The organism is Solirubrobacter ginsenosidimutans, assembly GCF_027587205.1.
In genome coordinates this window covers 72,609-98,115 of the sequence record NZ_JAPDOD010000001.1, presented here as the reverse complement: position 1 = coordinate 98,115, position 25,507 = coordinate 72,609, and the positions used below count along the sequence as shown (strand labels likewise).

Annotated in this window: 21 protein-coding genes; 7 read left to right on the top strand and 14 right to left on the bottom strand. The window is 71.8% G+C overall.

Annotated elements, in window-relative coordinates; translation table 11 throughout:
• Positions 1-26: 26 nt before the first annotated feature.
• Complete coding sequence (locus OM076_RS00480; RefSeq protein ID WP_270037315.1) at positions 27-677, bottom strand: response regulator transcription factor; 651 nt, start codon at positions 675-677, stop codon at positions 27-29.
• On the bottom strand, positions 668-2,338 hold the full coding sequence (locus tag OM076_RS00475; RefSeq protein ID WP_270037314.1) for a histidine kinase: 1,671 nt from the start codon (positions 2,336-2,338) through the stop codon (positions 668-670). The genes OM076_RS00480 and OM076_RS00475 overlap by 10 nt, the downstream gene beginning before the upstream one ends.
• A 109-nt stretch (positions 2,339-2,447) precedes the next feature.
• On the opposite strand from OM076_RS00475, the gene OM076_RS00470 reads away from it, so the two are divergent.
• Positions 2,448-4,268, top strand: coding sequence for a TRAP transporter substrate-binding protein (locus tag OM076_RS00470; protein ID WP_270037313.1), 1,821 nt, complete (start codon positions 2,448-2,450; stop codon positions 4,266-4,268).
• Here OM076_RS00470 and OM076_RS00465 read toward each other — a convergent pair.
• Both OM076_RS00465 and OM076_RS00460 read right to left on the bottom strand, forming a co-directional pair.
• Positions 4,265-5,728: a sensor histidine kinase gene (locus OM076_RS00465; protein ID WP_270037312.1), complete on the bottom strand. Its 1,464-nt coding sequence runs from the start codon at positions 5,726-5,728 to the stop codon at positions 4,265-4,267. The genes OM076_RS00470 and OM076_RS00465 overlap by 4 nt on opposite strands.
• Positions 5,709-6,062 carry a response regulator gene (locus OM076_RS00460; protein ID WP_270037311.1) on the bottom strand — a complete coding sequence of 118 codons (354 nt, stop codon included), beginning with the start codon at positions 6,060-6,062 and terminating at the stop codon, positions 5,709-5,711. The genes OM076_RS00465 and OM076_RS00460 overlap by 20 nt, the downstream gene beginning before the upstream one ends.
• A 117-nt stretch (positions 6,063-6,179) precedes the next feature.
• Between OM076_RS00460 and OM076_RS00455 the strand changes: the two genes are divergently transcribed.
• Positions 6,180-7,172, top strand: coding sequence for a TolB family protein (locus tag OM076_RS00455; protein WP_270037310.1), 993 nt, complete (start codon positions 6,180-6,182; stop codon positions 7,170-7,172).
• A 118-nt stretch (positions 7,173-7,290) separates the two neighbouring features.
• Here OM076_RS00455 and OM076_RS00450 read toward each other — a convergent pair whose 3' ends face one another.
• From OM076_RS00450 to OM076_RS00425, 6 genes are all read right to left on the bottom strand, one after another.
• Positions 7,291-7,971 carry a DUF4352 domain-containing protein gene (locus OM076_RS00450; protein ID WP_270037309.1) on the bottom strand — a complete coding sequence of 227 codons (681 nt, stop codon included), beginning with the start codon at positions 7,969-7,971 and terminating at the stop codon, positions 7,291-7,293.
• Positions 7,972-8,043: 72 nt separating this feature from the next.
• Positions 8,044-9,327 carry an RNA polymerase sigma factor gene (locus OM076_RS00445; RefSeq protein WP_270037308.1) on the bottom strand — a complete coding sequence of 428 codons (1,284 nt, stop codon included), beginning with the start codon at positions 9,325-9,327 and terminating at the stop codon, positions 8,044-8,046.
• Positions 9,324-9,647, bottom strand: coding sequence for a YciI family protein (locus tag OM076_RS00440; protein ID WP_270037307.1), 324 nt, complete (start codon positions 9,645-9,647; stop codon positions 9,324-9,326). The genes OM076_RS00445 and OM076_RS00440 overlap by 4 nt, the downstream gene beginning before the upstream one ends.
• Positions 9,648-9,684: 37 nt before the next feature.
• Positions 9,685-10,305 (bottom strand): dihydrofolate reductase family protein, encoded by a 621-nt coding sequence (locus OM076_RS00435; RefSeq protein WP_270037306.1) that lies wholly within the window; start codon positions 10,303-10,305, stop codon positions 9,685-9,687.
• A gap of 135 nt (positions 10,306-10,440) precedes the next feature.
• The gene (locus OM076_RS00430) at positions 10,441-15,816 is read right to left on the bottom strand and encodes an AAA family ATPase (RefSeq protein ID WP_270037305.1); all 5,376 of its coding nucleotides are present in this window, start codon (positions 15,814-15,816) and stop codon (positions 10,441-10,443) included.
• Positions 15,817-15,935: 119 nt separating this feature from the next.
• Complete coding sequence (locus OM076_RS00425) at positions 15,936-16,817, bottom strand: peptidyl-prolyl cis-trans isomerase (RefSeq protein WP_270037786.1); 882 nt, start codon at positions 16,815-16,817, stop codon at positions 15,936-15,938.
• 62 nt (positions 16,818-16,879) lie between these two features.
• Here OM076_RS00425 and OM076_RS00420 point away from each other — a divergent pair, with 62 nt between their 5' ends.
• The 3 genes from OM076_RS00420 to OM076_RS00410 all read left to right on the top strand — a co-directional run bounded on the left by OM076_RS00420 (position 16,880) and on the right by OM076_RS00410 (position 21,353).
• On the top strand, positions 16,880-17,782 hold the full coding sequence (locus OM076_RS00420) for an oxygenase MpaB family protein (RefSeq protein ID WP_270037304.1): 903 nt from the start codon (positions 16,880-16,882) through the stop codon (positions 17,780-17,782).
• A 208-nt stretch (positions 17,783-17,990) separates the two neighbouring features.
• Complete coding sequence (locus OM076_RS00415; RefSeq protein WP_270037303.1) at positions 17,991-18,617, top strand: MBL fold metallo-hydrolase; 627 nt, start codon at positions 17,991-17,993, stop codon at positions 18,615-18,617.
• Between the two features lie 81 nt (positions 18,618-18,698).
• On the top strand, positions 18,699-21,353 hold the full coding sequence (locus OM076_RS00410) for a GAF domain-containing protein (RefSeq protein WP_270037302.1): 2,655 nt from the start codon (positions 18,699-18,701) through the stop codon (positions 21,351-21,353).
• A gap of 169 nt (positions 21,354-21,522) precedes the next feature.
• Here the strand turns inward: OM076_RS00410 and OM076_RS00405 are convergent, their stop codons facing one another.
• Positions 21,523-22,563: an NAD(P)-dependent alcohol dehydrogenase gene (locus OM076_RS00405; RefSeq protein WP_270037301.1), complete on the bottom strand. Its 1,041-nt coding sequence runs from the start codon at positions 22,561-22,563 to the stop codon at positions 21,523-21,525.
• Positions 22,563-22,733, bottom strand: coding sequence for a hypothetical protein (locus OM076_RS00400; protein WP_270037300.1), 171 nt, complete (start codon positions 22,731-22,733; stop codon positions 22,563-22,565). The genes OM076_RS00405 and OM076_RS00400 overlap by 1 nt, the downstream gene beginning before the upstream one ends.
• 116 nt (positions 22,734-22,849) lie before the next feature.
• Here OM076_RS00400 and OM076_RS00395 point away from each other — a divergent pair, with 116 nt between their 5' ends.
• The gene (locus OM076_RS00395) at positions 22,850-23,668 is read left to right on the top strand and encodes an alpha/beta fold hydrolase (RefSeq protein WP_270037299.1); all 819 of its coding nucleotides are present in this window, start codon (positions 22,850-22,852) and stop codon (positions 23,666-23,668) included.
• Positions 23,669-23,892: 224 nt separating this feature from the next.
• On the opposite strand, the gene OM076_RS00390 is transcribed toward OM076_RS00395, so the two are convergent.
• Positions 23,893-24,657, bottom strand: coding sequence for an alpha/beta fold hydrolase (locus OM076_RS00390; protein ID WP_270037298.1), 765 nt, complete (start codon positions 24,655-24,657; stop codon positions 23,893-23,895).
• Positions 24,658-24,749: 92 nt separating this feature from the next.
• Between OM076_RS00390 and OM076_RS00385 the strand changes: the two genes are divergently transcribed.
• Positions 24,750-25,058, top strand: coding sequence for a phasin family protein (locus tag OM076_RS00385; RefSeq protein ID WP_270037296.1), 309 nt, complete (start codon positions 24,750-24,752; stop codon positions 25,056-25,058).
• Positions 25,059-25,129: 71 nt separating this feature from the next.
• Here OM076_RS00385 and OM076_RS00380 read toward each other — a convergent pair whose 3' ends face one another.
• Positions 25,130-25,477 (bottom strand): helix-turn-helix domain-containing protein, encoded by a 348-nt coding sequence (locus tag OM076_RS00380; RefSeq protein WP_270037295.1) that lies wholly within the window; start codon positions 25,475-25,477, stop codon positions 25,130-25,132.
• Positions 25,478-25,507 lie beyond the last annotated feature (30 nt).

Genomic DNA, 25,507 nt, shown 5'->3' with positions numbered 1-25,507 from the left:
CGAACCATATCGGCGATCGGAACGGCCTAGGGATTCGCCCGCAGATAGGCCAGCACGGCGAGCACGCGCCGGTGCGTGGCGGCGTCCGTGCCGAGACCGAGCTTGAGGAACACCTGCTTGACGTGCGCCTCGACCGTGCGTTCGGTCACGACCAACCGCGTGGCGATCGCGTGGTTGGACAGCCCTTCGGCGACGAGGCCGAGGACCTCGCGCTCGCGGGGAGTGAGCTCCTCGAGCGGATCGCGCCGGCGCCGGCGCCCGAGGAGCCGCGCGACGATCGTCGGGTCGATCACGCACTCGCCGTCAGCGAGGCGGCGCAGTGCGTCGACGAGGATCGCGGCGTCGAACACGCGCTCCTTGAGCAGGTAGCCGACGCGCTCGGGATGTTCCTCGAGCAGCCGCAGCGCGTATCCGGGCTCGATGTAGCTGGAGAGCACGAGCACGGCGACGCCGGCGTGCTCGGCACGGATGCGCTGGGCGGCGACCAGCCCTTCGTCGGTTTGGGTGGGCGGCATGCGGATGTCGACGATCGCCGCGTCGGGCCGTGTGAGCCGCACCTGTCGCAGCAGCTCGTCGGAGTTCTCGGCTTGGCCGGCCACCTCGATGCCGCTGTCGCCGAGCAGCCGCACGATGCCCTCGCGGGTGAGCATCACGTCGTCGGCGACGACTACGCGCATGGCAGCTCCGCCACGACGGCGCCGCCGTGCACGTCGATCCGGCCGCCGAGCGCGCCGACGCGGTCGGCGAGCCGGCGCGCCGCGGCCGCCGGCCCGCCGCGACCGTCGGCGAGCGAGATGCGGAGCAGGCGTCCGTCACGCCGCACCGCCACGGAGAGATGGCCGCCGGCCTCCTCGACGGCCGCCGCGACGAGAAGATAGGCCGCGGTCTCGACGGAAGCCGGGAAGCGCTCGCCGGTGATGTCGCCGAGCTCGACCGGCAGCGGCGCGGCCTCCGCGAGGGTCTGCAATGCCGCCTCGAGCCCTGCCTCGGCGAGGATCGCCGGATAGATCCCATGCGCCAGCTCGCGCAGCTCGTCGAGCGACGCCTGCGCCTCGCCTGCGGCCTCAGTCAGGGCGGCCGCGACGCCGCCTTGAGCGCCGGCTTGCGCGAGGCGGAGCTCGAACGACAGCGCGAGCAGCCGTTGCTGCGCGCCGTCGTGCAGGTCACGCTCGAGCCGGCGCCGTGCGAGGTCGCCGCTCTCGACGATGCGCGCACGCGAGGCGCGGAGGTCTTCGACGTGCGCACGAACGACGGCCTCCAGTCGCTCGTTGTCGACGGCGAGGCGCGCAGCGGCGCCGATCTCGCGCTCGAGCTCAGGGCCGTCGAGCAGTGTCGCGTCGTGGGAGACGATCGCGACCGGCCGCCCGCTGCGAACGATCCGGGTGAGCGCTCGGCCGCTGCCGCCGAGCGCCGCGGGCCGGCCGCGCGCGTCGACCGTCCGGTCTGAGCCCGGCAGCGGATAGGCCACTTCCAGCGCCGGGTCGCGGAGGGCCTGGGCGAGAACGTCGCGCAGCGGCACCGCGCGCGCTGCAGCGACTCGCGCCACCGCGGCGCGCGTGCGGCGCGCGCGCGTCGCGATCCAGACGAGGCCCGCGGCGACCCCGGTCAGCGCCACCGCGCGGATCAGGTAGAGCGCGGCGAAGCCGGTCCGCCGCGGATCCTCCACGGCGACCGACAGCGCCAACGCATAGCCGGCGCCCGCCGCGCCGGCTATGGCGAGCGGCGCGAGCAGCGGCCAGAGCGCGCGCCGGCCCGTCGGACTCGCGCCCGCAAGCCGGCGTACCGTCGTCGCGACGAGCGCCAGCCCGAGCACGATCGCGATGCCGACCGACAGGCCGCCGAGCACGCGCGCGACAGGCTCGTCCGCGCGTGCGAGGAAGACGTTGTCGGTGCAGTTGCTCCAGCAGCGCTCGTCCTCGAACGGGTCGCGGAACAGTGCGAGCCCGAGGCTCACCGCGGCCGTCGCCGCGTAGCCGGCCACGACCAGGGGGCGCGGCGGCGACGCGAGCTGCAGCAGCAGCGCCGGCAGCAGCGGCGCCAGCACCATTCCGAGGCTACGAGCAAGCGGCGGGCCCCCCTCCCACCCGACCCAATCTGTCGCGAACCAGGCGGCACCCGCCGCGAGAGCGACCGGGCCGAGCGCGTCGCGCGGGCGCTCCCACAGCGTGAGGAGGCCGGCACCGAGCAGCGCGAGGCCGCAGACGAGCGCGAGTGCTTGCGCGGCGTCCGACGCGCGCGCATAGCTGGTGATCAGCGGACCGGAGCGCGGCAGCACGAGGACGACGGCGAGCGCGTAGGCCAGTACGAGGACGGACACGACGACGCGAGCGGACCTCATGCCCGCATTCTTCAGCCCGGCACTGTTGCTGGCAACAGTGCCGGTGGGAGAGAATCCTCGTGACCGCCACGATGCGCGCGCGAGCGCGTCGCCATAGCGTCGTCTCACCATGAAGAAGCTCCTGATCGTCCCGCTGGTACTGCTCGCGGCGAGCTGCGGCGGCGACAAGGCGGGCGGCTCCGGGGGCACGGTGACGCTGCGGATCGGCACCGACGACACGCCGGGGCGCCCTTCCGGGCGCATCATCACCGAGCTTGCGCGCGAGGCGCGCACGCTGTCCGGCGGCCGGATCCGGATCGTTGGTGCCTGGCAGGCGGCGGGCAAGTCGCACCCCGCTTGGGACCAGCGCGTTGCGCGCATGGTCGCGGCCGGCAAGCTCGACATGGGCGTGATCCCGGCACGCGCGTGGGACACCGAGGGCGTGACGAGCCTGCGGGCGCTGCACGCGCCGTTTCTCGTCACGTCCGAGCCGCTGCTGGACCGGATCAGCCGCGGCTCGCTCGCCGGCGAACTGCTCGCCGGGCTCGACCGCGCCGGTGTCGTCGGCCTCGCGCTCGTCCCCGAGGGCCTGCGCCATCCGTTCGGCTTCAAGCGTCCGCTGCTGGCGCCCGGCGACTACCTCGGCGCGACGATCCGTGTGCCGCGCTCGGACGTCGCCTACTCGCTCATGCGCACGTTCGGCGCCCTACCCGCCGACCTGAACGACCAGGAGTTCAAGCGCGGGTCGCTGGACGGCTCCGTGGCGGGCGCGGAGTCCTCGTTCGCGCTCGCGCTCGCGACGATGCGCGTGGCGACCGCCACCGCCAACGTGACGCTGTACCCGAAGGCCGACACGATCGTCGTCAACCGCGAGGCCTGGGACGCGCTCAGCGACGAGCAGCGCGACGTGTTGCGCAAGGCGGCCGAGCGTGCGCGCGAGCAGACGATCGGTTCGATCGTCCCCGAGGCCGAGGGCGCACGCCGCTACTGCGAGCAGGGCGGCCGCGTCGTGCAGACCACGCCCACCGGCCTCGCGAACCTGCGCGCTGCCGCCTCGGTCGTCTACGCGGACCTCGAGCGCGACCCGCGCACGAAAGCGCTGATCGGCCGGATCCGCCGGCTGGCGCGGGAGACGGGCACGCCCGTGGCGGCGCCCGCGGCGTGCGAGCCCCCGCCGGTGGCCGCGCTCGCGGCGTCAGGCGATCCGCACGCGCTCGACGGTGTCTGGCGCGCCCGCGTGACCTACGACGAGGGGATCCGGGCGGGCCTCGCGGAGGACGTCGCCGGGCACGAGCTGGGCCTCCAGACCATCCACATGGACGGCGGCCGCTACGAGTGGCGCTGGCGCGCTCGCGATGGCGCGAACCGCTGCTCCGGCCGCTACCGGATCGCCGGCGACGTCATCGTCTTCACCGACGGCGGCGAGTGCCAGGGCTCGTGGCAGGCCGCGTACACGATCGATGGCGCGACGATCCGCTGGAGCCGGGTCCGCGCGCTGCCGCCGGCGGAGCCGGGCGATCAGGCGGTGCGCGAGCTGCTGCACGGCCGGCCGTGGACGCGGATCGACAAGCCGCCGTCGTTCCCGGAGGGCGTGTACCGGACCGACATGCCGATCTCGTTCATGGTCGCTCACGGGGTCGACGAGGGCTCCGCGAACGACAACGGCGGGATCATGACGATGACGTTCCGCGGCGGGCGCTGGCTGCACCACGTGGGCGGGAACCCGAGCAACCCGACGGATTGCCGCGGCAGCTACGCCGTGGCCGGCGGTCGCGTCACCGTCCACGCCGACCATCCGGACTGCGGCGACGCATACGGCCTGGACATCTTCACGGCCGCATGGAGCCTGCGCAGCGGCGAACTGCGGCTCTCGAACATCGCCTCGGGCGAGGGCCTCGACGCATTCGCACGCGTCTACTGGGGCGGCAAGCCCTGGCGCAAGATCAGCTAGTCGAGCGGGATCTCGGCCGCGAGGCGGGTGCCGCCGCCGTCCGGGCTCTCGACCCGCAGGCGGCCCCCGCGCGCCTGCAACCGGTCCGAGAGTCCGCGCAGCCCGCTGCCGCGCTCCGGATCGGCACCGCCGACGCCGTCGTCGGCGACCTCCACGACGACCCGCCCGTCGAAGCGCTCGACACGGATCTCGACGCGCGTGGCGCACGCGTACTTCGTGACGTTCGCGAGCCCTTCGGCGCAGACGAAGTACGCGACCGCCTCGACCTCGGGGTCAAGACGCTCCGACGGGACGGTGAGCTCGACCGGCACGGAGCCGTCGCGGGTGAGCGCGGCCACCGCGTCGCCCAGCCCCGCGCGGACTGGATGAAGCCCCGCCGCCAGCTCGCGCAGGTCCGCGCGCGTGCGCTCGAGCACGCCGCGGGCACGCTCGACACGCTCGGCGGGCAGCGGCTCCAGCACCTCCGCCAGGCGCGCGAGGCGGCGCTCGGCCCCTTCACGCAGCCGCTGCTCGAGCCGCCGCCGCTCGTGGTCGCCGGCCGCGAGCAGGCGCCGCCGCGACGCCTCCAGCTCGTCCACCTGCGCGTGCACCTCGGCCTGCAGCCGCGCGTTGGACGCGGCGAGCCGGGCGGCCGCCGCGACGGCCTCGACGAGCGCAGGGTCGTCGAGCGCGGCCGCGTCGTGCACGAGCGCGGCGAGCGGCCGGCCGTCGCGCTCGATCAGCGTCGCCACGCGGCGCCCGCCTGGCGGCGGCAGCTCGATCGGGTCGCCATGCGCGTCGCAGTAGGCGCCGTCCTGCCAGAAGCCGAGCTCGAGCGCCGGGTCGCCAACCGCAGCCGCGAGCCCGTCGCGCAGCGACGGGGATGGATGCTCGCCGAGCTCCACGACCAGATCGGCGAGCGCGCCACGGCGGCTCGCGGTCAGCCGCGCGATCGCGATCCAACAGAGTGTGACCTCGTACGCGAGCAGCGCGGCGTCGTCCGCATCGCCGCCGGGGAACGCGAGCCGCGCGAGCGCTCCGGCCGCGAGCACGAGCGCGAGTGCGAGCGGCGGCCCGCGACGGCCCGCGAGCGCGAGCGCCGCCGACAGCACGAGCGTCGCCGGCTCGCTCTCCCACACCGGCGTGATCACCGCGGCCGCGTAGCCGGCGACGACCATCGCCGGCGAGGAGGGTACGAGCGCGTGCACGAGCGGGCCGCGGTGGACGTATATGAGCGCGCCGGCGAAGTTCCCGGCGAACCACGTCAGACCGGTCGCCGCCAGCAGCGGGCCGGTCGTCCGGCGCGGGGCGCGTCTCCACAGCAGCAGCCCGCAGCCGAGCACGACCCAGCCCGTCGCGAGGTCGGCAAGCGCGCGGCCTGGCGCATCGAGCCCGTTCGCCGCGTACTCGGCGGCCAACCCGATCGCGGCGCCGGCAGGCCACAGCGCGCGGCGCGTGCGGTCAGCCCAGGAGGCGGGCAAGCGCTGCTCCGCTGAGGTCGCGCTTGGCGATGAACCCACGCGCGGCCGCGGTGCTCAACCGCGCGCCGAACGTACGCGCGTCGCGCCCTGAGGTGAGCACGACCGCCGGCGGGTCGGGTCCCCGCGCCAGCTGCTCCGCGACGGCGAACCCGTCGAGGTCGGGAAGCTGGACGTCGAGCAGCACGATCGCGGGCTTCGCGCGCTCGTTCGCGGCCAGTGCCTCGGCGCCGTCGCTCGCTTCCGCGACGACCTCGAAACCCTCAGCGTCCAGCAGCGCACGCGCGGAGTGGCGGAACTCCGCGTGGTCGTCGACGACCAGCACCGTTGGGCGCACGGGGCGATCGTCTCAGAGAGCGGGCGCGCTGCCATTGTGGCTAGCCACAGTCGGCGCGCCCGGAAGTCTCGTGCAGGCCCCGATGTGCCGGCGCGTGGCGCTTCATAGCGTCACGGCATGACCGCCAGATCCCTCACAGGTCTTGCCTTCGCGGCGCTGCTCGTCGGCGCTGCGGCGGAGACGGCACACGCCACGGCCCCCGGCCGCAACGGCCCGATCGCCTTCCGGCGCTACCTCGGGCCCGACCGCACCCACGGCGCGATCTTCACGATCGCCCCCGACGGCACCGCGGAACGCCAGGTCACCACCCCGCCCGACGACCTGAGCGACGACTTCCCGGACTTCGCCCCGGACAGCAGCCTGATCGCGTTCCAGCGCTGCGGCGACTTCTGCCACATCTACACCGTGCGGCCGGACGGCTCGCGCGTGCGCGAGGTCGGCAACGGCTGCGCCCCGGGCCAAGCGCCGCCACGCTGCGCCGACAACTTCTACCCCGCGATCTCGCCGAACGGCAAGGAGATCGCGTTCGCGCGCGCGAGTGGGCGCATCGTCGACGACATCATCGAGCACGTCTCGATCTACCGCATGCGGCTGGACGGCAGCCACCTGCGCCGCGTCACGCTCCCGCCGCGGCGAGCCGCCGAGGACGACCAGGTCCAGTGGTCGCCGGACGGCAAGCGGCTCGTATTCGTCCGGCACAACATCACGGCCAAGCCAGCCAACAAGGGCGCCGTGTTCGTCGTCAACGCCGACGGGACCGGTCTGCGCCGCATCACGCCGTGGGAGCTGTCCGCCGGCGACGGCCCCGACTGGTCACCCGACGGATCGCGGATCCTCTTCCGCGCGCCTGAAACCGACGACTTCCTCAACTCGAACATGTACACGATCCGCCCGGACGGGACGGGGCTCGAGCAGCTCACACACGTGCCGGCCGAGACGAAGCTCTACTCGTCGTCGTTCTCGCCCGACGGAACCTCGATCACGTTCGGCCTCACCGGCACCGACGGCGCCGCCGACGTGTTCCGCATGCTGACGGATGGCACCGCGATCACGCCGGTCACGCGCACCCCGCAGTGGGACAGCGCTCCGGACTGGGGCGGTCTCAAGTAGCCCGCGCTCGCCAGCGCAAGCAGCGGCCGCCCAACGACCGCGAGCGGGCTGCAATGCCCGCTCGCGGTCGGCGCGGCCGACAGCGCATCACCAAAGACGCGGACGCGGGGGAGCTCTTCTACAAGCCGAGGGCGACCTTGACGTCGCCCGAGCCCCACAGGTCCTCGATCACGAGGGTGGAGTTGCTCACCTTGCTCGGCGGAATCTCGAACGCCAGCTTGCCACGGGTCGTGAGGTCCGGCTGGATGTCCTTGAGCATCAGGCTGTCATCGCCGAACGCCATCACTGCCTTGTCGGACGTCTCATACTCTTTGCCGTCCGACGTCTTGAGCTTGGCGTTGCTGTCCATGAACGTCTTGGTCTCGTCCTTGGTGTTGGTCAACTCAAGGCTCACGACCACAAAGACGCCATCGGCACGCGCGCCGAGCAGATCGGGATCGCCGATTCTCTTCGTCGTCTTCGCCGTCGTGACCCTGTACGTCGTCCCAGCGTTCGTCACGGTCTGACCGACCTTGGCGACGTTCTCCTCGGACTTGCCCGCCTTCTTATCCGACTTGGCGGCCTTCGTGTCGGCAACTGCCGTGGTGGTCGTGCTGCCGCTCTCAGGGCTCTGGCTCGATGTCGCCGCGCCCACCATCGCGAGCGCGACCAACCCCGCAGGGATCAGGACGCGCTTCTTCTTGTACCAAGGGCGCACGGCCTTGGCGTATGCCTTAGCTGCCTTGGCCTCGGCCTTCGGATTCCGATGGCCCTCGGACGAATCCTGACCGGTCTGCGGCTCGTTGGTATGAATCGACATCGATTGCTTCGCTCCAGATTGGGGGTGACACCACCCGTATCGGCAACCCGCGATTCGTGGTGATGTGGGGAACTACGGCTCTCGAGCGGGGGAACTACGTCCACTGGTGCGGGAAACCCGCAGTTGGTCGCGGCGGCGTGTCAGGTAGGCGATCTCGGCGGTGTTGCCCGCCAGCTCGATGGCTCTGGCGTACGCCGCGCGCGACTGCTGACTTTGGCCCAGCCTGCGCAGCAGGTCGGCGCGGGTGGCGTGGTAGGCGTGATAGCCGGCCAGCTCGTCCTCAAGCCGGTCGACGGCCGCCAGTGCCACCTGCGGGCCGTCGAGCTCGGCGACCGCGATGGCCCGGTTGAGGGCGATGATCGGCGAGGGGTCGAGGCGGACGAGCTGGTCGTAGAGGGCAAGGACCTGCGACCAGTCGGTGTCGCGCATGTCGCGGGCGGAGGTGTGCACGGCGTTGATCGCCGCAAGGATCTGGTAACGACCCGGAGCCACCCCGGCGGCGGCAGCGACGAGCCGCTCGCGCACCAGCCGGTGGCCCTCGGCGATCATCGCGGCGTCCCAGGCACCACGGTCCTGCTCGTCGAGGGCGACCAGTTCGCCGCCGGCCGAGACCCGGGCGGGGCGACGGGCCTCGGTGAGGAGCATCAGCGCCAGCAGCCCGGCGACCTCACCGTCGTCCGGCAGCAGGGCACGGATCAGGCGGGTGAGCCGGATCGCCTCGGCGGTCAGGTCGTGACGGAGGGGATCGGTGTCGGGGCCGGTCGCCAGGTAGCCCTCGTTGAAGACGAGAAAGAGGACGGCGAGCACGCCGGAGACGCGTGCCGGGAGATCCTCGGCGGAGGGCACGCGATAGGGGATGCGAGCCGCCTTGATCTTGGCCTTCGCGCGGGTGATCCGCTGTTCCAAGGTGGTCGCCTGCACCAGGAAGGCGCGGGCGATCTCGGGCACGGTCAGACCGCCGACCAGGCGCAGCGTCAGCGCCACGCGGGCTTGCATCGCCAGCGCCGGATGACAGCAGGTGAACAGCAGCCGGAGCCGGTCGTCGTCGATGGCGCCGAGAGGTTCGGGCGGGTCGTCGTCGTACACCATCCGAGCCTCCTTGTGCTTGTCGTCGCGCTTGTTCTCGCGCCGGATCCGGTCGATGGCCTTGCGGTTGGCGGTGGTGGTCAGCCAGGCCCCGGGGTTGGGGGGTACGCCGTCGGCCGGCCACCGCTCGACGGCGGTCGCGAACGCCTCGGCGGCCGCCTCCTCGGCGATGTCGAGGTCACCGAAGCGCCTCGTCAGGGAGGCGACCACCCGCGCCCACTCCTCGTGGTGGACCCGGGTGATCGCCCGCTCGACGTCGGCGACGTTCACTGGAACGGGCGCACCTCGACCTTCCGATTGCAGGCCTTCGACCCCGCGGTGGCGAGCTCGATCGCCACGTCGAGGTCGGGGGCCTCGATGATCCAGAAGCCGGCGAGGTACTCCTTGGACTCCAGAAAGGGCCCGTCGGTGACCAGCGCCTCCCCACCCCGGTTGTCGATGACGGTGGCCGTGTCGGGCGAGGCGAGGCCGCCGGCAAAGACCCAGTGGCCCTCGGCCTGGAGCCGGTCATTGAACACGTCGATCGCAGCGTCCTCTTCCGGGGTGGCGAGGCCGACCTGGTCGTGGATCACGGAAAGCAGGTATTGCATCTGAAGATCGTCTCCTGTCGTACGCGGGTCAGGTGCGTCAGTTTCCTGCGTACTGCGGGCGCCCGGCCGGCCGGTAGACCTGGATCGTCACGCCCTTCGAGTCGACTCTCGACTCGACCAGGTCGAGCGCGAGGTCCGGGCCGGCGTCGGGGAACAGCCGCGCGCCCTGGCCGAGGATCACGGGAACGACAAGCAAGGTCATCTCATCGACCAGATCGTTCTCGAGCAGCCATCGGGTCAGGGTGCCGCTGCCGTGCACCTGCAGCTCGCCCCCCGGCTGGGCCTTCAGGTCGGCGATGGCGGTCGCAAGGTCGCCGGACAGGACGGTCGTGTCCGACCACGCCGGATCGGCGAGCGTGGTCGATGCCACATACTTGGGCCGGGTGTCCAACGCCTGCCAGACGCGCTCCCAGCCAGGGACATCCTCGATCGTCAAGGACCCCCACGAGCTGGCGAACAGCTCGTACGTCCGCCGGCCGAACAGGAACGCGTCGGCGCGCTGGTAGGTCTCGTTCATGAAGGCGTGCGTATCCGCGTCGCCCTTCCCCAGCGCCCATCCCCCACGCTCGAATCCGTTCCTGCGGTCCTCCTCCGACGCGCCGCCGTTTCCCTGCATCACTCCGTCGATGGTGACCTGAGTCATGGTCGTCAGCTTCATGTCGCGATTCCTTTCCCTTGGCGCCGCCCCCTTGTGGGCGGCCTCACCCCCACTACGAACGCCACCTGGCCGATCCGACACCGCCTCCCGAATTTCTTTCAAGCAACCGGGGTGAGAATGCGACGGGGCTTGGGCTCAGCCGGGTGCGATCGGCAGCGTCGCGACGATGAGCGTGCCCGCGCCAGGCGGGCTCGTGAGCGCAAATCGTCCCCGCAGGGCGGCGACTCGGTCGCTCATCCCCACGAGTCCGTGACCGTGCTGATCGGCGCCGCCGATCCCGTCGTCGCGAATCTCGGCGCGGAGCAGGCCGTGCTCGACGGAGACGCTGACTTGCGCGCGCGTCGCTTGCGCGTGCTTGACCGTGTTGGTGAGTGCCTCCGCCACGATGAAGTACGCACTCGCCTCGATCTCCGCGGGGAACCGCTCATCCGGGATGTCCATGTCGACGGGCACGTCGAGGCGGGCCGCGATCGCGCTGAGCGCCGCGTGCAGGCCGCCGCGCGTGAGGGCGACGGGGTGCATCCCGTGTGCCAGCTCGCGGATCTCCTCGTTTCCCTGCTCGACCGCCTCGAGCGCCTCGCCGACGAGTGACACCGCCTCCGCGTCGGCGCTCTGAAGCGCTCGCTGGGCGAGTTTGAGCGTGAGGGTGGCGTTGATGAGTCGCTGTTGGGCGCCGTCGTGGAGGTCGCGGACCACGCGGCGGCGGGCCTCGTCGCCGGCCGCGAGAAGACGGGCGCGGGAGGCGATGAGCTGGTCGCGGCTGTCGGCGTTCGCGATCGCGGTCTCGAGCAGCTTCGCGAACTGGTCGATGCGCTCCACGCTGTCCGCGGGCGGTGACTGCTCGCGCGTCCAGTACACGACCGCGATGCCCCACAGCCGGCCCTCGACGACGATCGGCGCCCCGACGCCCGCGCGCACACCGAGGTCCTGGACGAGCCGCGTGAAGGCAGCGTCCGGCTCGCCGGCGAACTCCATCCGCGCCGGCCGCCCGGTGCGGCGCACCCTGGCCGTCACGCTGTCACCGTCGTGGGTGAAACGCTCGCCGACGGGCAGTTGCCACCCCTCGAATCCGCGATGGGCCATGACGGTGATCGCGTTGCCCGGCTCGTAGCGCCCCAGCGTCACGCCGTCGGCGTCCAGTAGCCCCTGCATCTCTGTGGCCACGGCGTCGAAGACCGCGGTGGGCGCGGGACCTTCTGCGACAAGCGTCGCCACGCGTCGCAGGGCCGCCTGCTCGTCGGCGATGCGGCGATAGTCGGCATACAGTTGCGTGTTGTCCAGGGAGACGGCGAGTTGTCCGGCGATCAGCTTGACCGCGTCCAGCCGCTGGGTCGTGAACGCGTCGCGGATGAGCCGGTTCTCCAGTACCAGCAGTGCCTGCAGCGTGCCGCGGCTGACGATCGGGACGGCCAGCACCGAGCAGGCGCCGAGGCCGGCGAAGTAGGGGTCACGGGTGAAGCGGTCGTCGCCGACGGCATCGCGCACGACCAGCGGTTCGCGCGTCCGCTGGACGTACCGCAACACGGACATCGGGACCGCCGGCTCGTCGGTGTCGTGCGCCGGAACGGAGCCGCCGGCGCGGCTTGCAGGGAGCAGCCAGTCCTGCAGCGCGTCGCTCCACAGCAGCAAGTGGACACCGGTGGCGCCGGTCATCGCGCCGAGCACCTCGACCACGCGCGCGTGCAGCCGTTCGATGCTCGTCTCCGAGCTGAGCGCCTGGGAGGCGGACAGGATCCCGAGCAGGTCGATCGTCCCGGTCGTGACGGTCGAGCGGTGACGGGAGAGATCGGCGGGCTCCGCTCCACCGTGCTCCGCGGCCGCGTCGGTCTGGTTTCTCAGGGGCGGGTGCGCCCAGTCGATCTGGGCGACCTTCGCCGTCGCGCCCCAGGCAAGGTACTGGCGGCGAGCCTCGGCGAGGAGATCGTCGCCGGCCTGCTCGACGTCGTGGGCGCGATAGAAGCGGGCCGCTCGCTCGGCGATCAGGGCCGCGTGCCAGGGCCGCTGACGGCGGGCGGCCTCGCGCCGCGCGGCGTCGAAGGCGAGCACGGCGGCCCCGAAGTCGCCCACCGCCCACGCCCGCTCGGCCTCGATCAGCCGCAGCAGGTGGAGGAAGTTGTCGGGTGCGTGCGCGGCCCGGCCGCCCAGCCAGCGAGCGAGTTCGTCCAACTCGGCGATGAGATCGTCGCGCGCCTCGGCGTCTGCGCCCCGGGCCTCGTCGGCGACGGCCAACCCGCGCAGCAGGCGGACCTGGGCGACGACGTAGAAGCCATGGACGGCCGGGAGCAGCTCGATCGCCGCGGCGCTGTGCTGCGCCAGGCCGGCGGCGTCACCAAAGATGGCGGCAGCGATGGCGCGGCACAGATGCGCGTAGATCAGCGCGGTCGGGTCGTCGGCGTAGCGATCGAGCGGGACCGCCTCGCCGGCCACTTCGCCGCCCAGGACACCGGCGAGCCACTGATAGCTGTCGAGCCACCGGCCGGTCTGCTCGTTGCCGGTCCGGCGCAGGAAGGCGAACCCGCTCTCGATCTCCGCGACCAGGCTCGCCAGCGACGGCGCGCAGTCGGCGGAGTACGGCACGGATATCTGGTAGGTGTACCCGCCGTAGGCCAGCTCGCCCCCGGCGATCAGCCCTTCACGGGCCTGATGCGCGGCGTGGATGCCGCTCTCGATCGGCTCGAACCAGCCGGCGCTGGTGGCGGCCATGTATCGCGCCTGTGAGGTGCCAGGCTCGTACCCGTGGGCCTCGCCGAGCGCCACGATGCGCCGCAAGGCTCGGTACGCGGCGGGGTAGTCGTCGCGCTGCGGGCCGGCCTGATAGGCGGCATGGGCGGCCGACCCGACCAGGAGACGGCTCGGGCCGTGCTCGATCCAAGTCCGCACCGCTTCCATGGCCAGCCAGGCGACCATCGGGGCATCGGCGACGAAGTAACCGAGCGGCAGGACCGCGTCGATCAGGTTGCTCGTGGCCAGCAGAGCGGGGTCGCTGAGCTCGCGGCGAGACAGATCCTCGGCTGGGCCCGTGCTGTCCAGCCACCGATGCAGGCGGTCGAACTTCTCGTCGAGCCCGGCTGAGAACCCACCCGCACCTGGAACTTCGATGCCACACGCGCGCAGCGCTCCGAGGCCGAGCTCGACGGCCTCCGCGAAACGCGTCTGGTGGCTCAGGCTGCGCACCTGCACCGCCGTCGCCTCCGCGCGGTCGATCGCACTCGGTCGCAGCTGCTCGATCTCGCGGTACTCCGCGTCCGCTTCTTCCAGACGACCCAGGCTGAACAGGGCGGCGTGGCGGCCGGTGCGGAGCGTGAGCACCGCGGCGGTGTCGAACGAGTCGACCAGCCGCAGCGCGGCCACGAGCAGTGCGTTCACGCGCGCGTAGTCGCCGATCAACCTTGCCTGGTCGGCGGCCCGCCGCAACAGCGCCACCACCCGTTGCCGCTCCGGCGGATCATCGACCTCGTCGACGACCGCCAGATACTGCTCCGCGGCGACCGCGAACCACTCCGGCGCCGCGACCAGCCGCCGCGCGATCGCCAACTGCAGGGCGCGTCGCCGTTGCGGGTCCAGACCGTCCAGGACCAACTCGCGGATACGGTCGTGGCGAAACCGCGCCGCTTCGCGTTCCCCGGAGTCGAGCACGAGCAGGCCCTCCGCGAGCGCGGGCGCGAGCAGCGGCTCGACCGCGCCCGCCGGCTCGCCCGTCGCGGTCTGCAGCAGCCTCAGCTCAACTCGCCCGCCCAGACACGCCATCGCCTGCACCAGCTTCCGTGACTGCGGCCCGAGTTGCTCGATGCGCGCCCCGAGCGGCTCGGCGACCTCGGACCGTCGCAGGCGAGCACGGGCAACCGCGTCGTCCCATCGCCACCCGTCGGCCGTCGCTGTCAGCACGCCGTCGCGACGCAGCGCGTCGAGCAGCTCCACGGTGTCATACGGGTTGCCGTGCGTGTGCGGCTCGATCGCCGTCACGAGACCCGCCGCCCGCTCCCGGTCCACGTGCAGCATCTCGGCAACCATGTCGACGAGGGTCGCTCCGGACAGATTGGCCAGCCGGAGGTGTCGCACGCCGCCCTGGTCGTTGTAGCGGGACAGCAGCGCCTCGAGCGGATGCTCGCCGTCCAGGTTGTCGTCGCGGTAGGCGCCCACCAGCAACAGGCCGTCGATCGGCTCGCCGGTCAGCACCAGGTCCATGAAGCCGAGCGGCGTCCGCCCCGCCCACTGAAGGTCATCGAGGAACACCACCACCGGCCGTTGCGGCGAGGCGACAGCGCGCAACACCGCCAGGCCCGCCTGCGCCGCCCGGACCTGTGCCGTCAGCGGATCCCCCGCGTCGGGAGGGGCAGCGAGCAGCGCCGCGAACTCCGGTACGACAGCGGTCAGCAGGCCAGCGTTGGCCCCGACCTCGTCCAGGATCCCCGCCCGAAGCCGGCTCAGCTCATGCTCCGGCTCGGCCAGCAGCACCCGGCCCAGCGCGCGAAGCGCCTGATGGGCCGCGTCGAACTCGAGATCCCGCCGGTGCTGGTCGAACTTGCCGGCGACGAACCAGCCGCCCCGGCTCGCGACGACGGGCCGCACCTCGGCGGCCAGCGCCGTCTTGCCGACCCCCGGCGCACCGCTGACCAGCACGCCGCGACACCGGCCCACCAGGGCCTCCTCGAACGCCCCGCGCAGCGTCTGAACCTCCGCGTCACGTCCCACCAACCGTGACGGCGGCAGCAGCCGCACCAGGAAGTCCCGCTCGCCGATGCTCAGCGACGCGTCCCCCGTGCCGTCCACCGCTTCCAAGTCGCGGACCAGGCCGGCGGCGGTCTGGTAGCGGTTGTCCGGCTCCTTCTCCAGCAGGTGCATGACGATCTCGGAGACCTGTGCGGGGACCTCCGGGTTCACCCGCGCCGGCGGAATCGGCACGCGCGCGAGATGATCGTGGACGAGTCGCAACGGGTCGCCCGAGCCGAACGGCGGCTCGCCGGTGGCGAGCTCATACAGCGTCGCGCCCAGCGCGTACAGATCGGCGCGCTCGTCCACGAACCGGCCAGTCCGGCCGGTCTGTTCCGGCGCCAGATACGCCAGCGTCCCGACGATCTCACTCGGGTGCACGAAGTCTGGACGCACCTCGGCCAACGTCGTCGCCAACGCAAAATCCACCAGGCACGGAGCCCCGCCGTCGGCCACCACGATGTTGGCCGGCGCAAGGTCGCGGTGCATCACGCCCTGGCGGTGCATCGCCGCGACCGCCCGGGCCACGAGCAACGCAAGCCGTACCAGCTCGTCGACGACCAACGGCTTCGCCAGTTCGACCAGGCTCGTGCCGCCGACGTCGACCAGCACGATCGAGCCCGGCAACCGCGGCGCGTCCGCCAGCTGCGCGACTCCTGCCGCGCCCCGCAACCGCTCGAGCATCGCGAGCTCGTGCCGCATGCGCCGCTCCGCGTCCGCTCCGAGCGGCTCCTTGCGGATGACCGTGCGGTCGTGAAGAAAGAGGCGCGTGATCCGCGTGCGTTCGCTCGCGTGCAGCACCTCGGTTCGAGCGGACGCCCCTCGGTCTAGCGGCGACCTACCGGTTCCCATTGGGCGTCATGCGGTGCGTGGGTCGAACACACCGCGAGTATGGACCTATTTAACGGTCTGGTACTGCCTCACTTGAGCGCCGGCGTCGGCGTCGGGCCGTTGCGGCAGTCGGTCGTTCGATATCCCTTCGCGCACTCGGTCTTGGCCCTCCAGCGCACTGTGAAGTCCTGCACGAAGGCGTCGAGCGCCGCCTGCTGTGCCTCCGAGACGAGCGTCTCCTTGATCACGTCCGTGACCTCCGCGAGCGGTTGCTGGCGCGCCGGCTTGACGCTGGTGACCGTGAAGATCCAGTAGCCGGACCGCGTACGGATCGGGCCGACCAGTCGGTGCCCGACGGCGCTGAAGACAGCCTTGTCGAGCTTGCGGTCCAGCGTGCCCTTCGCCACGGCGGGAACCTTGCCGCCGGCGCGCTTGGACTCGGGGTCGATCGAGTACCGGTTCGCCACGGCCTTCCACGAGGTGCCGCGGTCAAGTGCCGAGCGCGCTCGCTTGGCGTCGGCCTCGCGCTTGGTCAGCACGACGCGCAGCGCGCGCTTCTCGGGCTCGGCGAAGAGCGCCTGGTGGTCGGCGTAGAACTGCGCGATCGCCTGGTCGGAGATCTGATCCTTGCCCGCGATGACCTTGTCTCGAAGCTTGTTCGACAACAGGTCGAGCCTCACGCGCCGGAGGATGTCCTCTCGCGTCTGGCCGCTCCGCTCGAGGAACTTCTGGAAGTCCGCCTCTTTGGGGAAGCTCTGCTTCTTCTGTTCCTCGAAGGACTGATTGACCTCGGCGTCGGTCACCGTGATGCCTTGGGCGGCGGCCTCGCCTGAGATCCATTCGAAGCTGATGAGCGTCTGCATGACCTGGTCGCGCAGCCGCGCGAAGTCCTGCTTGCACGCTGTTGCGAGCTGCGCGTCGGTGACTTTGTGCCGGCCCTTCGCCGGCGTCGCTTTGCGCCTCGCGGCGATGCATTTGCAACAGGCGCCCGCCCGCCGGCCCGCATTCCTCGCCCAGCTGATAAAAGCGGCGTGTGAAGCGCGACCACTGGCAAGCGCGCATCGCGCGGCTGGACCCGGAGACCGAGTTCGTCGAGATCTATCGGATCATGAGCGGCCACGAGTTTCCTTGGGATATGACGCAGTCGCTCGGGCTCGCGCTGTATCGGACCTACGCCGTTCCGAGCATCGGGGAGCTGCTCGCGGCCACAGGCGAGTTCGAGCGTCGCACGCATAAGCGCTACGCCGACACCGGGCTCATCCTCGACGCCGTCCTCGAGCACGGCTTCGCCAGTGCGACGGGTCGTGCGGGGATCCGGCGCATGAACCAGATGCACGGCGCGTACGCGATCTCCAACGACGATATGCGCTACGTGCTCTCGACGTTCGTGGTCATCCCGATGCGCTGGATGGACCGGTTCGGATGGCGGGCGATGACCGAGGCGGAGCGCGTCGCGAGCGCGAACTACTACCGCGAGCTCGGCCGCCACATGAACATCAGAGACAGCCCGGACACCTACCAGGAGTTCGCCGCGCATCTCGACGCCTACGAGCGCGAGCACTTCGCCTACTCGCCGGGGGGACTCGCCGTGTCGGACGCCACCCTGGCGCTGCTGGTCGGCTTCTATCCGCGACCGCTTCGGCCGCTGTTGCGCCGTGCCACGCTCGCGCTGCTCGACGCGCCGCTGCGCGACGCCTTCCGCTACGCGGATCCCGGAGCCGTCACGCGCGTGCTGACCGTCGCGGGAATGCGCGCCCGCGCGCGGGTCGAACGCCATCTGCCGCCCCGCCGCCGGGCGGTCCATGTCCGCGAGCTGCGCGAGTTCGCGATCTACCCGGAGGGCTATGACGTGGACGCGCTCGGCACGTTCCCGTCCTGCGGGCACCGGCCCACAGCCCGGCTTGGAGGCCGCGAGCAGCCCGACGGACGCCCATGAAGCTCACCGCCGACCCGGGCAAGCGCTGCCATGCACGCACCCGCATCGACGATGAAGTCGCCGGTCGCGGACGCCCCGCCGAGCTTGAGCGGCGCACCTCCGCCGTTGCGGATCGTCACCGGCTGCGGTGCGCTCAGGTTGCTGCGATGACTATCGAGGGCTCGCCCAGTCATACCGGTCGACTGTCCCATAGACGAGAGGAATGCGGATGCCGAACGCCCCCGCCTCCATCACCATCACGCCGGTCCGCGTCGCCGACCTGCTCGCCGAGGGCGAGCGGATGCCGGTCTACGTGCACGTCATCGACCATCCCGACGCGCGCGTGCTGGTCGACACCGGCATGACGGAGCTGCACCCGGCCGTAGCCGACCTCGATCCTCGCCTCCAGCCACTGAGCGAGCAGGACTTCGATCTCGCCGGCATCGACATCGTCGTCAACACGCACCTGCACTTCGACCACTGCGGCGGCAACCACCTCTTCGCCGGCAGGCCGATCTACGTCCAGCGTCGGGAGCTCGACGACGCGCGCGGCGAGGACGACTACACCATTCGCGAGTGGGTCGACGCGCCCGGCGTGCGGTACGTACCGGTCGACGGCGAGCTCGAGCTGCTCCCCGGGCTCCGACTCGTCCCGGCGCCGGGCCACACGCGCGGCATGCAGGTGGTCGTCGTCGAGACCGGCGGGCGTCCGGTCGTCGCCGGCGGCGACGTGGCGGTGTGGTTCGGCGAGCTCGACGAGCCGCACAGCGAAGGCCAGCTGCGGGTACGTGCGCTCGACCCCGAGCTGGTCTGGCTCGCGCACGAGCACGAGCCATGGCGACCCCGCGCCGCCTGAGGCAGCACGCCGGCCGGCAGCGCCTCCTCGACGGGATGGGCGCCGCCGATCGTCGCTCAGCGGGAGATTTAGACTCCTCTCATGTCTGCCTCGGATCTGACGATGGCGGAGCAGCAGGCGGCGCTCCGTCGGGTCGCGGTCCTCGTGGCCAACGGTGCGGCGCCGGTGATCATCTTCGAGGCGATCGCTCGTGAGGTCGCGGAGCTGCTGCGCCCCCGGCTGGTGCAGATCTACCGGTGGGAGCGGGACGGGAGCGTCACCATCGCGGGGACCTGGGGCGACGGACCGAACCCGTTCCCGGCCGGCTCCAAGTGGGCGTGGAACGACCCTTCGCTCGTGGCGATGAGGGAGCAGATGCGGACCGGCCAACCGGTCCGCATCGAGGACGTCGCGGAAGACATCGCAGGCGATCCCGTGGAGGCGGGGGTGCGCGTGGGGATCGGTTCGGCCGCCGCGGCGCCGGTGGTCGTCGACGGCGCGGGGTGGGGACACATCGGCGTCGCGATGGCGAAGGGAATGCCGCTGCCGGATCGGATCGAGGAACGGCTCGCGGACTTCACGGAGCTGGTCGCGACGGCCATCTCCAGCAGCGAGACCCGCGAGCAGCTCACGCGGCTGGCCGACGAGCAGGCGGCGCTCCGGCGGGTCGCCATGCTCGTCGCCCGCGGGGCCCCACCGCCGGACGTGTTCGACGCGGTCGCGGAGGAGCTGGGGCGGCTCCTCGACGCCGCCTCGTCGGGCCTGATCCGCTTCGACGGCGAGCAGACGGCAACGGTCGTCGCCGGCTGGGGCAGGCTCGGCGAGGTGGTCACGACCGGCACGCGACTGCCGCTCGGCGGGGTGAACGTCGTCACGAAGATCGCGCGGAGCGGCCGGCCGGCCCGCATCGACGACGTCGGCCCGGAGGCCAGTGGCGAGATCGGTGAGCGCGCGCGCCGCCTGAAGACCAACACCGCGATCGGCTGTCCGATCCGGGTCGCGGGCCGCCTGTGGGGCGCGATCGTCGCGGCGGCCCTGCGTGGCGCCACGATGCCGAACGATGCCGGGCCACGGCTCGAGCAGTTCACGGAGCTGATCGCCACCGCGATCTCCAACACCGAGGCGCGCGTCGAGCTCGCCCGCCTCTTGGACGAGCAGGCCGCTCTGCGGCGCGTCGCCACGCTGGTGGCCGAGGAGGCACCGGCCGAGGAGCTGTTCGCCAAGGTCGCCACGGAGGTGGCGGGCGTTTTCGGACAGCGGATCGACACCGCGATCCTGCGCTACGAGCCCGACGGGACCGCGACCGTGGTCGCCGTGTGCGGGGAGCAGCCGCAGGGCGGCATCCGCGTGGGCGTGCGAATGCCGCTCGACGGCAGTGGCATCTCGGCGACGGTGTACCGCGAGCGTCGTCCCGTGCGCCTCGACGACTACGACAGCGCGGACGGATCGATCGCCGAGCGCGCGAAGGTGCACGGTATCCGCGCCGCGGTCGGGTGCCCGATCCTCGTCAGGGGGCGCCCGTGGGGCGCGATGGTCGTCGCCCACTACGAGCAGCAGCCCTTCCCCGCGGACGCCGAGCGCCACGTCTCGCAGTTCACGGAGTTGGTCGCCACCGCGATCGCCAACGCGGAGGCGCGCGCCGAGCTCCAGCGCCTGGCGGCCGAGCAGGCGGTACTGCGCCGGGTGGCGACGCTCGTCGCGGAGGAGGCCGCACCGACGGACCTGTTCGACGCGGTCATCGCGGAGGTGCGCCAGCTGCTGGGAGCGGCGCAGGCCGGCATGATGCGTTACGAGAGCTCGCAGGAGGCGATGATCGTCGCCCAGATCGGCCAGGACCCGTCCATCGTCCGCGCCGGCATGCGCGTGTCGCTCGAGGGAGACAGCGTCACCGCCCGCGTTTTGCGGAGCGGCCGTCCAGCGCGGATCGACCTCTCGGAGGAGGGGCACGGCGACGTCGCCGATCTCGCCCGGCGTACGAACATCCACGTGACGATCGGCGCGCCGATCACGGTCGAGAGCCGCCTCTGGGGAGTCATCGCCGCGAGCTGGAAGGCGGGAGAGCTCCCGCCCACCGGTTCCGAGGAGCGCCTGGCCGAGTTGGCGGGACTGATCGACACCGCGATCGCCAACGCCCACAGCCGCGATCAGCTCACCGCGTCCCGCGCGCGCGTGATCACCGCGGGCGACGAAGCGCGGCGCCGCGTCGCCCGTGACCTTCACGACGGCGCCCAGCAGCGCCTCGTGCATTCGATCGTCACCCTGAAGCTCGCGCAGCGCGTGCACCGCGAGGACCCGGAGCTGTCGGCGTCGCTCCTCGCCGAGGCGCTGGACCACGCGGAGCAGGGCAACGTCGAGCTTCGCGAGCTCGCCCACGGGATTCTCCCGGCCGTCTTGACCCGCGGAGGCCTGGCGGACGCGATCGACAGCCTCGTCGCGCGCCTCGCCCTCCCCATCCACGTGGAGGTGCCCCGCACGCGGCTCCCGCCCGAGATCGAGTCGAGCGCGTACTTCATCGTCGCGGAGGCGCTGACCAACGTCGTCAAGCACGCGCACGCGGCGACCGCGGGGGTGATCGCGACGCTCAGCAGTGGCACGCTGACCGTCGAGGTCCGCGACGACGGCGTCGGCGGCGCCGACCCTGACGGGTACGGGCTGCTCGGGATCGCTGATCGCGCTGCCGCCCTCGGAGGAAGGATGCGGATCGACAGCCCGGCCGGCGCGGGCACCGTCCTGACCGTGGCGCTGCCGCTGGCTTAGCCTGGATCCACCGATCGATCGTGGATGACTCGTGGTCGTGGGCACCGCTGATCGTCGATCGGCCGGGCACCCTCAGGGTGGTTCCCTTCGGGTCCCGGCCGATCGGCGAGGAGCGCTGTCCACGGCCGCGAGGGCCCGCGAGAATCGGGGGATCCAGGCTTAGCCCGGCTCAGCCGTGCGGCGTGATGACGGCGCGCCCGGAGAGGGTGCCGCTCTGCATCCGCTCGTACGCGTCGGCGACGCGCTCGAGTGGGAAGCGTTCGGCGTGAGGCGTGATGCGACCCGCGCGCGCCAACTCGAGCACCTCTCCGAGTTCGACGATGCTGCCCCAATACGGGTGGGTCAGGCTCGCGTCGGACGGCAGCGTGTTGAAGCGGTATTCCAGCGTGCCGCCGGCCACGCCGACGACCATCACGGCCCCGCCCTTGGCGACCACCTGCGTGTCGAGCGTGAGTGTGGAGTTGCTGCCCACGCAGTCGAGCACGAGCGTGGCGCCGATGCCACCGGTGAGCTCTCGGATCTCGGCCGCGGCGTCCTCGCCGGCCTCGATCGCGTGATCTGCGCCCACGTCGACCGCGAGCGCGAGCTTGGCGGCATCGACGTCCGTGGCGATCACGCGGGCAGGCGTCAGCGCGCGCAGGATCTGCACGGCCATGTGGCCGAGGCCGCCGACGCCGATGACCACTGCGCTCGTGCCTGGGACGAGCTGATGGAGCGCGAGCTTGATCGCGTGGTACGGCGTCAGCGCGGCGTCGGACAACGGCGCCGCGTCGCGGGGATCGAGATCCCCGAGCGGCACGAGCAGCCGCGGGTCGGGGACGAGCATGTACTCGGCCATGCCACCGTTGCGGCCGAGGCCACCGCCGGCCGCCCCGAGCTGCGCCGCGCGCTCGCACAGGGTCTCCAGCCCGGTCCGGCACGGGCGGCAGCGTCCGCAGCCCCACGGCCCGTAGACCGCGACGGCCTCGCCGACCTCCCAACCCTTCACGCCCGGCCCGAGCGCCTCGATCCACCCGGCGTTCTCGTGCCCGAGCGTGAACGGGAGCTCATAGGGCAGAAACCCCGCCGGCCACTCCATCAGGTGCAGGTCGGAGTGGCACGCACCCGCTCCGCCGACCTTCACGAGCACCTCGCCCGGACCCGGCTCCGGGACCGGCACGTCCCGCAGGACGGGCGGTTGCTGCCACTCGACGAGCTGGAAGGCCTGCATCAGCCGCGTCCCGCGCGGCCGGGGCAGAAGAGCAGCGACGCGGCGACGAGGGAGCGCTGCGTCGGGCGCGCGACGCGCTGTTCGGGCGGGACGTCGCGGGTACCGTGAGAAAGACCGAGCTCGCGGACGGTGGGGACGACGAAGCGGCGGATGTGTGTAGGAGCGTTCATGGCGGGCAACCTACACCAGAACTGAAGTCATTTCAAATAACTCTCGTTCGTCCGGCTTCCCGGGAGGGTTGGCAGAACTGAAGCTAACTTGCTAACCGTGCTCTATGGTTGCTCTAATGCGCCCAGCGACCGCCACCGGCACCGCGCACCCTGACCTGCACACCCAGTTGTACTGGGAGAGCACCGGCGAGGGCCGGCCCGTGCTGCTCGTCATGGGCCTCGGCCTGAGCGGCGGGGCGTGGTGGCGAACGGTGGACACGCTCAGCCGCGACTTCCGTGTGATCACGTTCGACAACCGCGGCGTCGGGCGCTCGCGCGGCCTCACGCCCGCCTACACGACCGAAGCGCTCGCCGACGACGCCGTCGCCGTGCTCGACGCGCTCGACATCACGCGGGCCGACGTCTATGGGCTCTCGCTCGGCGGCATGGTCGCCCAGCAGATCGCGCTGCGCCACCCCCGGCGCGTCCGCTCGCTCGTGCTCGGCGCGACGACGCCCGGCGGCCGCCGCGCCAAGACAGCCGACGAGGAGGTCATGTCGTTCTTCTACAACCGCGACCAACGGCCGCGTGAGGAGGCCGCCTGGGCGTCGGTGGCGTACAACTACGGCCGCCGCTGTCGCGAGAAGCACGCCGACCGCATCGCCGAGGACATCCGCCACCGCCTCGCCTACACGTTCGACGAGGATGCCTACAAGGCCCACCTGATGGCCGCCGCGATGCACAACTGCGCGAGCCGCCTGCACCGCATCCAGGTCCCCGCGCTCGTGATGCACGGCGAGGACGACCGCGTCGTGCCCGTGGCCAACGCCCATCTGATCGCGAGCCGCCTCCCCGAAGGCCGGCTGCACCTCCTCGAGGGCACGGGCCACCTCTACACGACCGAGGCGCCGGAGGCCGACGCCGAGGTCGCCCGCTTCTTCGACGCCGTCGGCTAGCGGGACGAACGCCGACTGCCCCGCGTGGGCAGGGGGCCGCTTCCACGGGCGGCGAGGGGGTGTGTAACCAGGGCTGCCTGTCAGGCAGCTCTCGTTCCGCACCCCCACCCGCGCGCCAACTCGACCAGTCCGAACCTGATCGAAACCCGCACTCCGCCCCTCAAACGCGCACGGCCGACCACGGCGAGGGCCTTCCCCACCCCGCGCGGTTGACTTTCAAGCACCTAGCGGGCCAGGAACTCGAGTACCGCTTCGTCGGCAGCAGGCTCGTCGGTGGTGTACAGGTGCGCCGCGTCGTCGAGCTCGAGCAGGCGCGAACCCGCGATCCTCGCGGCGAGCGCACGGCCGTTCGCCGGCGGGATCATCCGGTCCTCGGCGCCGTGTACGACCAACGTCGGCGCGGCGATGTCACCGAGCCGCGTTGCCGCGTCGTGCCCCGTCGCGGCGGCGAGCTGCGCGCCGTAGCCGACGGGGTCGAACCGATACGCACGCCGGCGCGCGAAGTCCTCGCCGATGCGCTCGCCGCTCGAGTGACGCGTGCGCTCGCTGTACACGTACGGCACGGACGCCCAGCGGCCCTCCTCGTCGGGGACCGTGGCGCGGCGCCCGAGGAAGGCCAGCGTCTCGCGGTCGGGCGGCGTCGCGGCGGCGCCACCCGCGGAGGTCGCGCCGAGCACGAGCGAATCGACGCGCTCCGGGTGTCGCAGTGTGAGTTCCTGGGCGATCATCCCGCCCATCGAGATCCCGTACACGTGTGCGCGGGCGATTCCCGCGGCGTCGAGTACGGAGACAGCATCCGCGGCCATCCCCGCGAGCGTCAGCCCGCCGGCCGGACGCTCACTGCGTCCGCAGCCGCGGTTGTCGAACGTCACGACCCTGAGCGAGCGCGCGAGGACGGGGACGGTCCGCCACCAGGCGTCGCCCGGGAGGCCGAGGCCCATGATCAGCAGCACCGCCGGGCCTTCGCCGACGGATTCAAAGTGGAGCATGCCGAGAAATTTACCTGAAGTCACTTGACTTAGCCAACTCGCTTGCTAATCTTGCTAACACAAGCAAGCAGCCCCCGACCAAAGGAAACGACATGGCCACGCAGACGAAGACCGCCCCCATCGACACCACCGCCGAGAAGGTCGCCGAGTTCAACGAGAAGGCCACCGCCAAGGTCGCCGAGTTCAACGAGAAGGCCGCCGAGAACGGCCGCAAGGCCGGCGCCGCCTACCTCGACTCCTACGAGAAGGTCGCCGCCCAGTTCGTCGACGGCTACGAGAAGGCCGCCGGCGCGACCAAGGTCGAGTGGCTGCAGACGATCGCCGCCACACAGGCCGACTTCGCGCGTGAGCTCACCAAGACTTACACGAGCGCCGCGCGCGAGTTCGTCGACGCCCGTTAGAGCTTCGCCGCAACCTCCCCCTCCTCCTGCGGCGACTCCTGAGCCGCGGCGCCTCATAAGGGCGCCGCGGCTCAGTGCTTTCTGGCCACGAACGCCTCGTAGACCTCGATCAGCGCCGCCCGCTCCTTCGCACCCAGCCCCGGATCGGCCCGGATCGCGGCCACCACCGCCGACTCCTCGGACTCTGCCGCCGCCGGACGCGGCCGATAGTGCTTGAGCGTCTCAGCCGACATCTCGAGGTTGTCGGCGATCGCCTCCACCACCTTCTCCGACGGCTCGCGCAGCCCGCGCTCGATCTGCGACAGATACGGGTTCGAGATGCCGACCAGGTCGGCGAGCTGGCGCATCGTCAGGTCCTGCATCTCGCGCTGATGGCGGATGAACTGCCCGAACGTCGAATCGTCGTCGGAGTCGGTCACGCGACAAGTTTACGGCACCGGTCCTGCTAA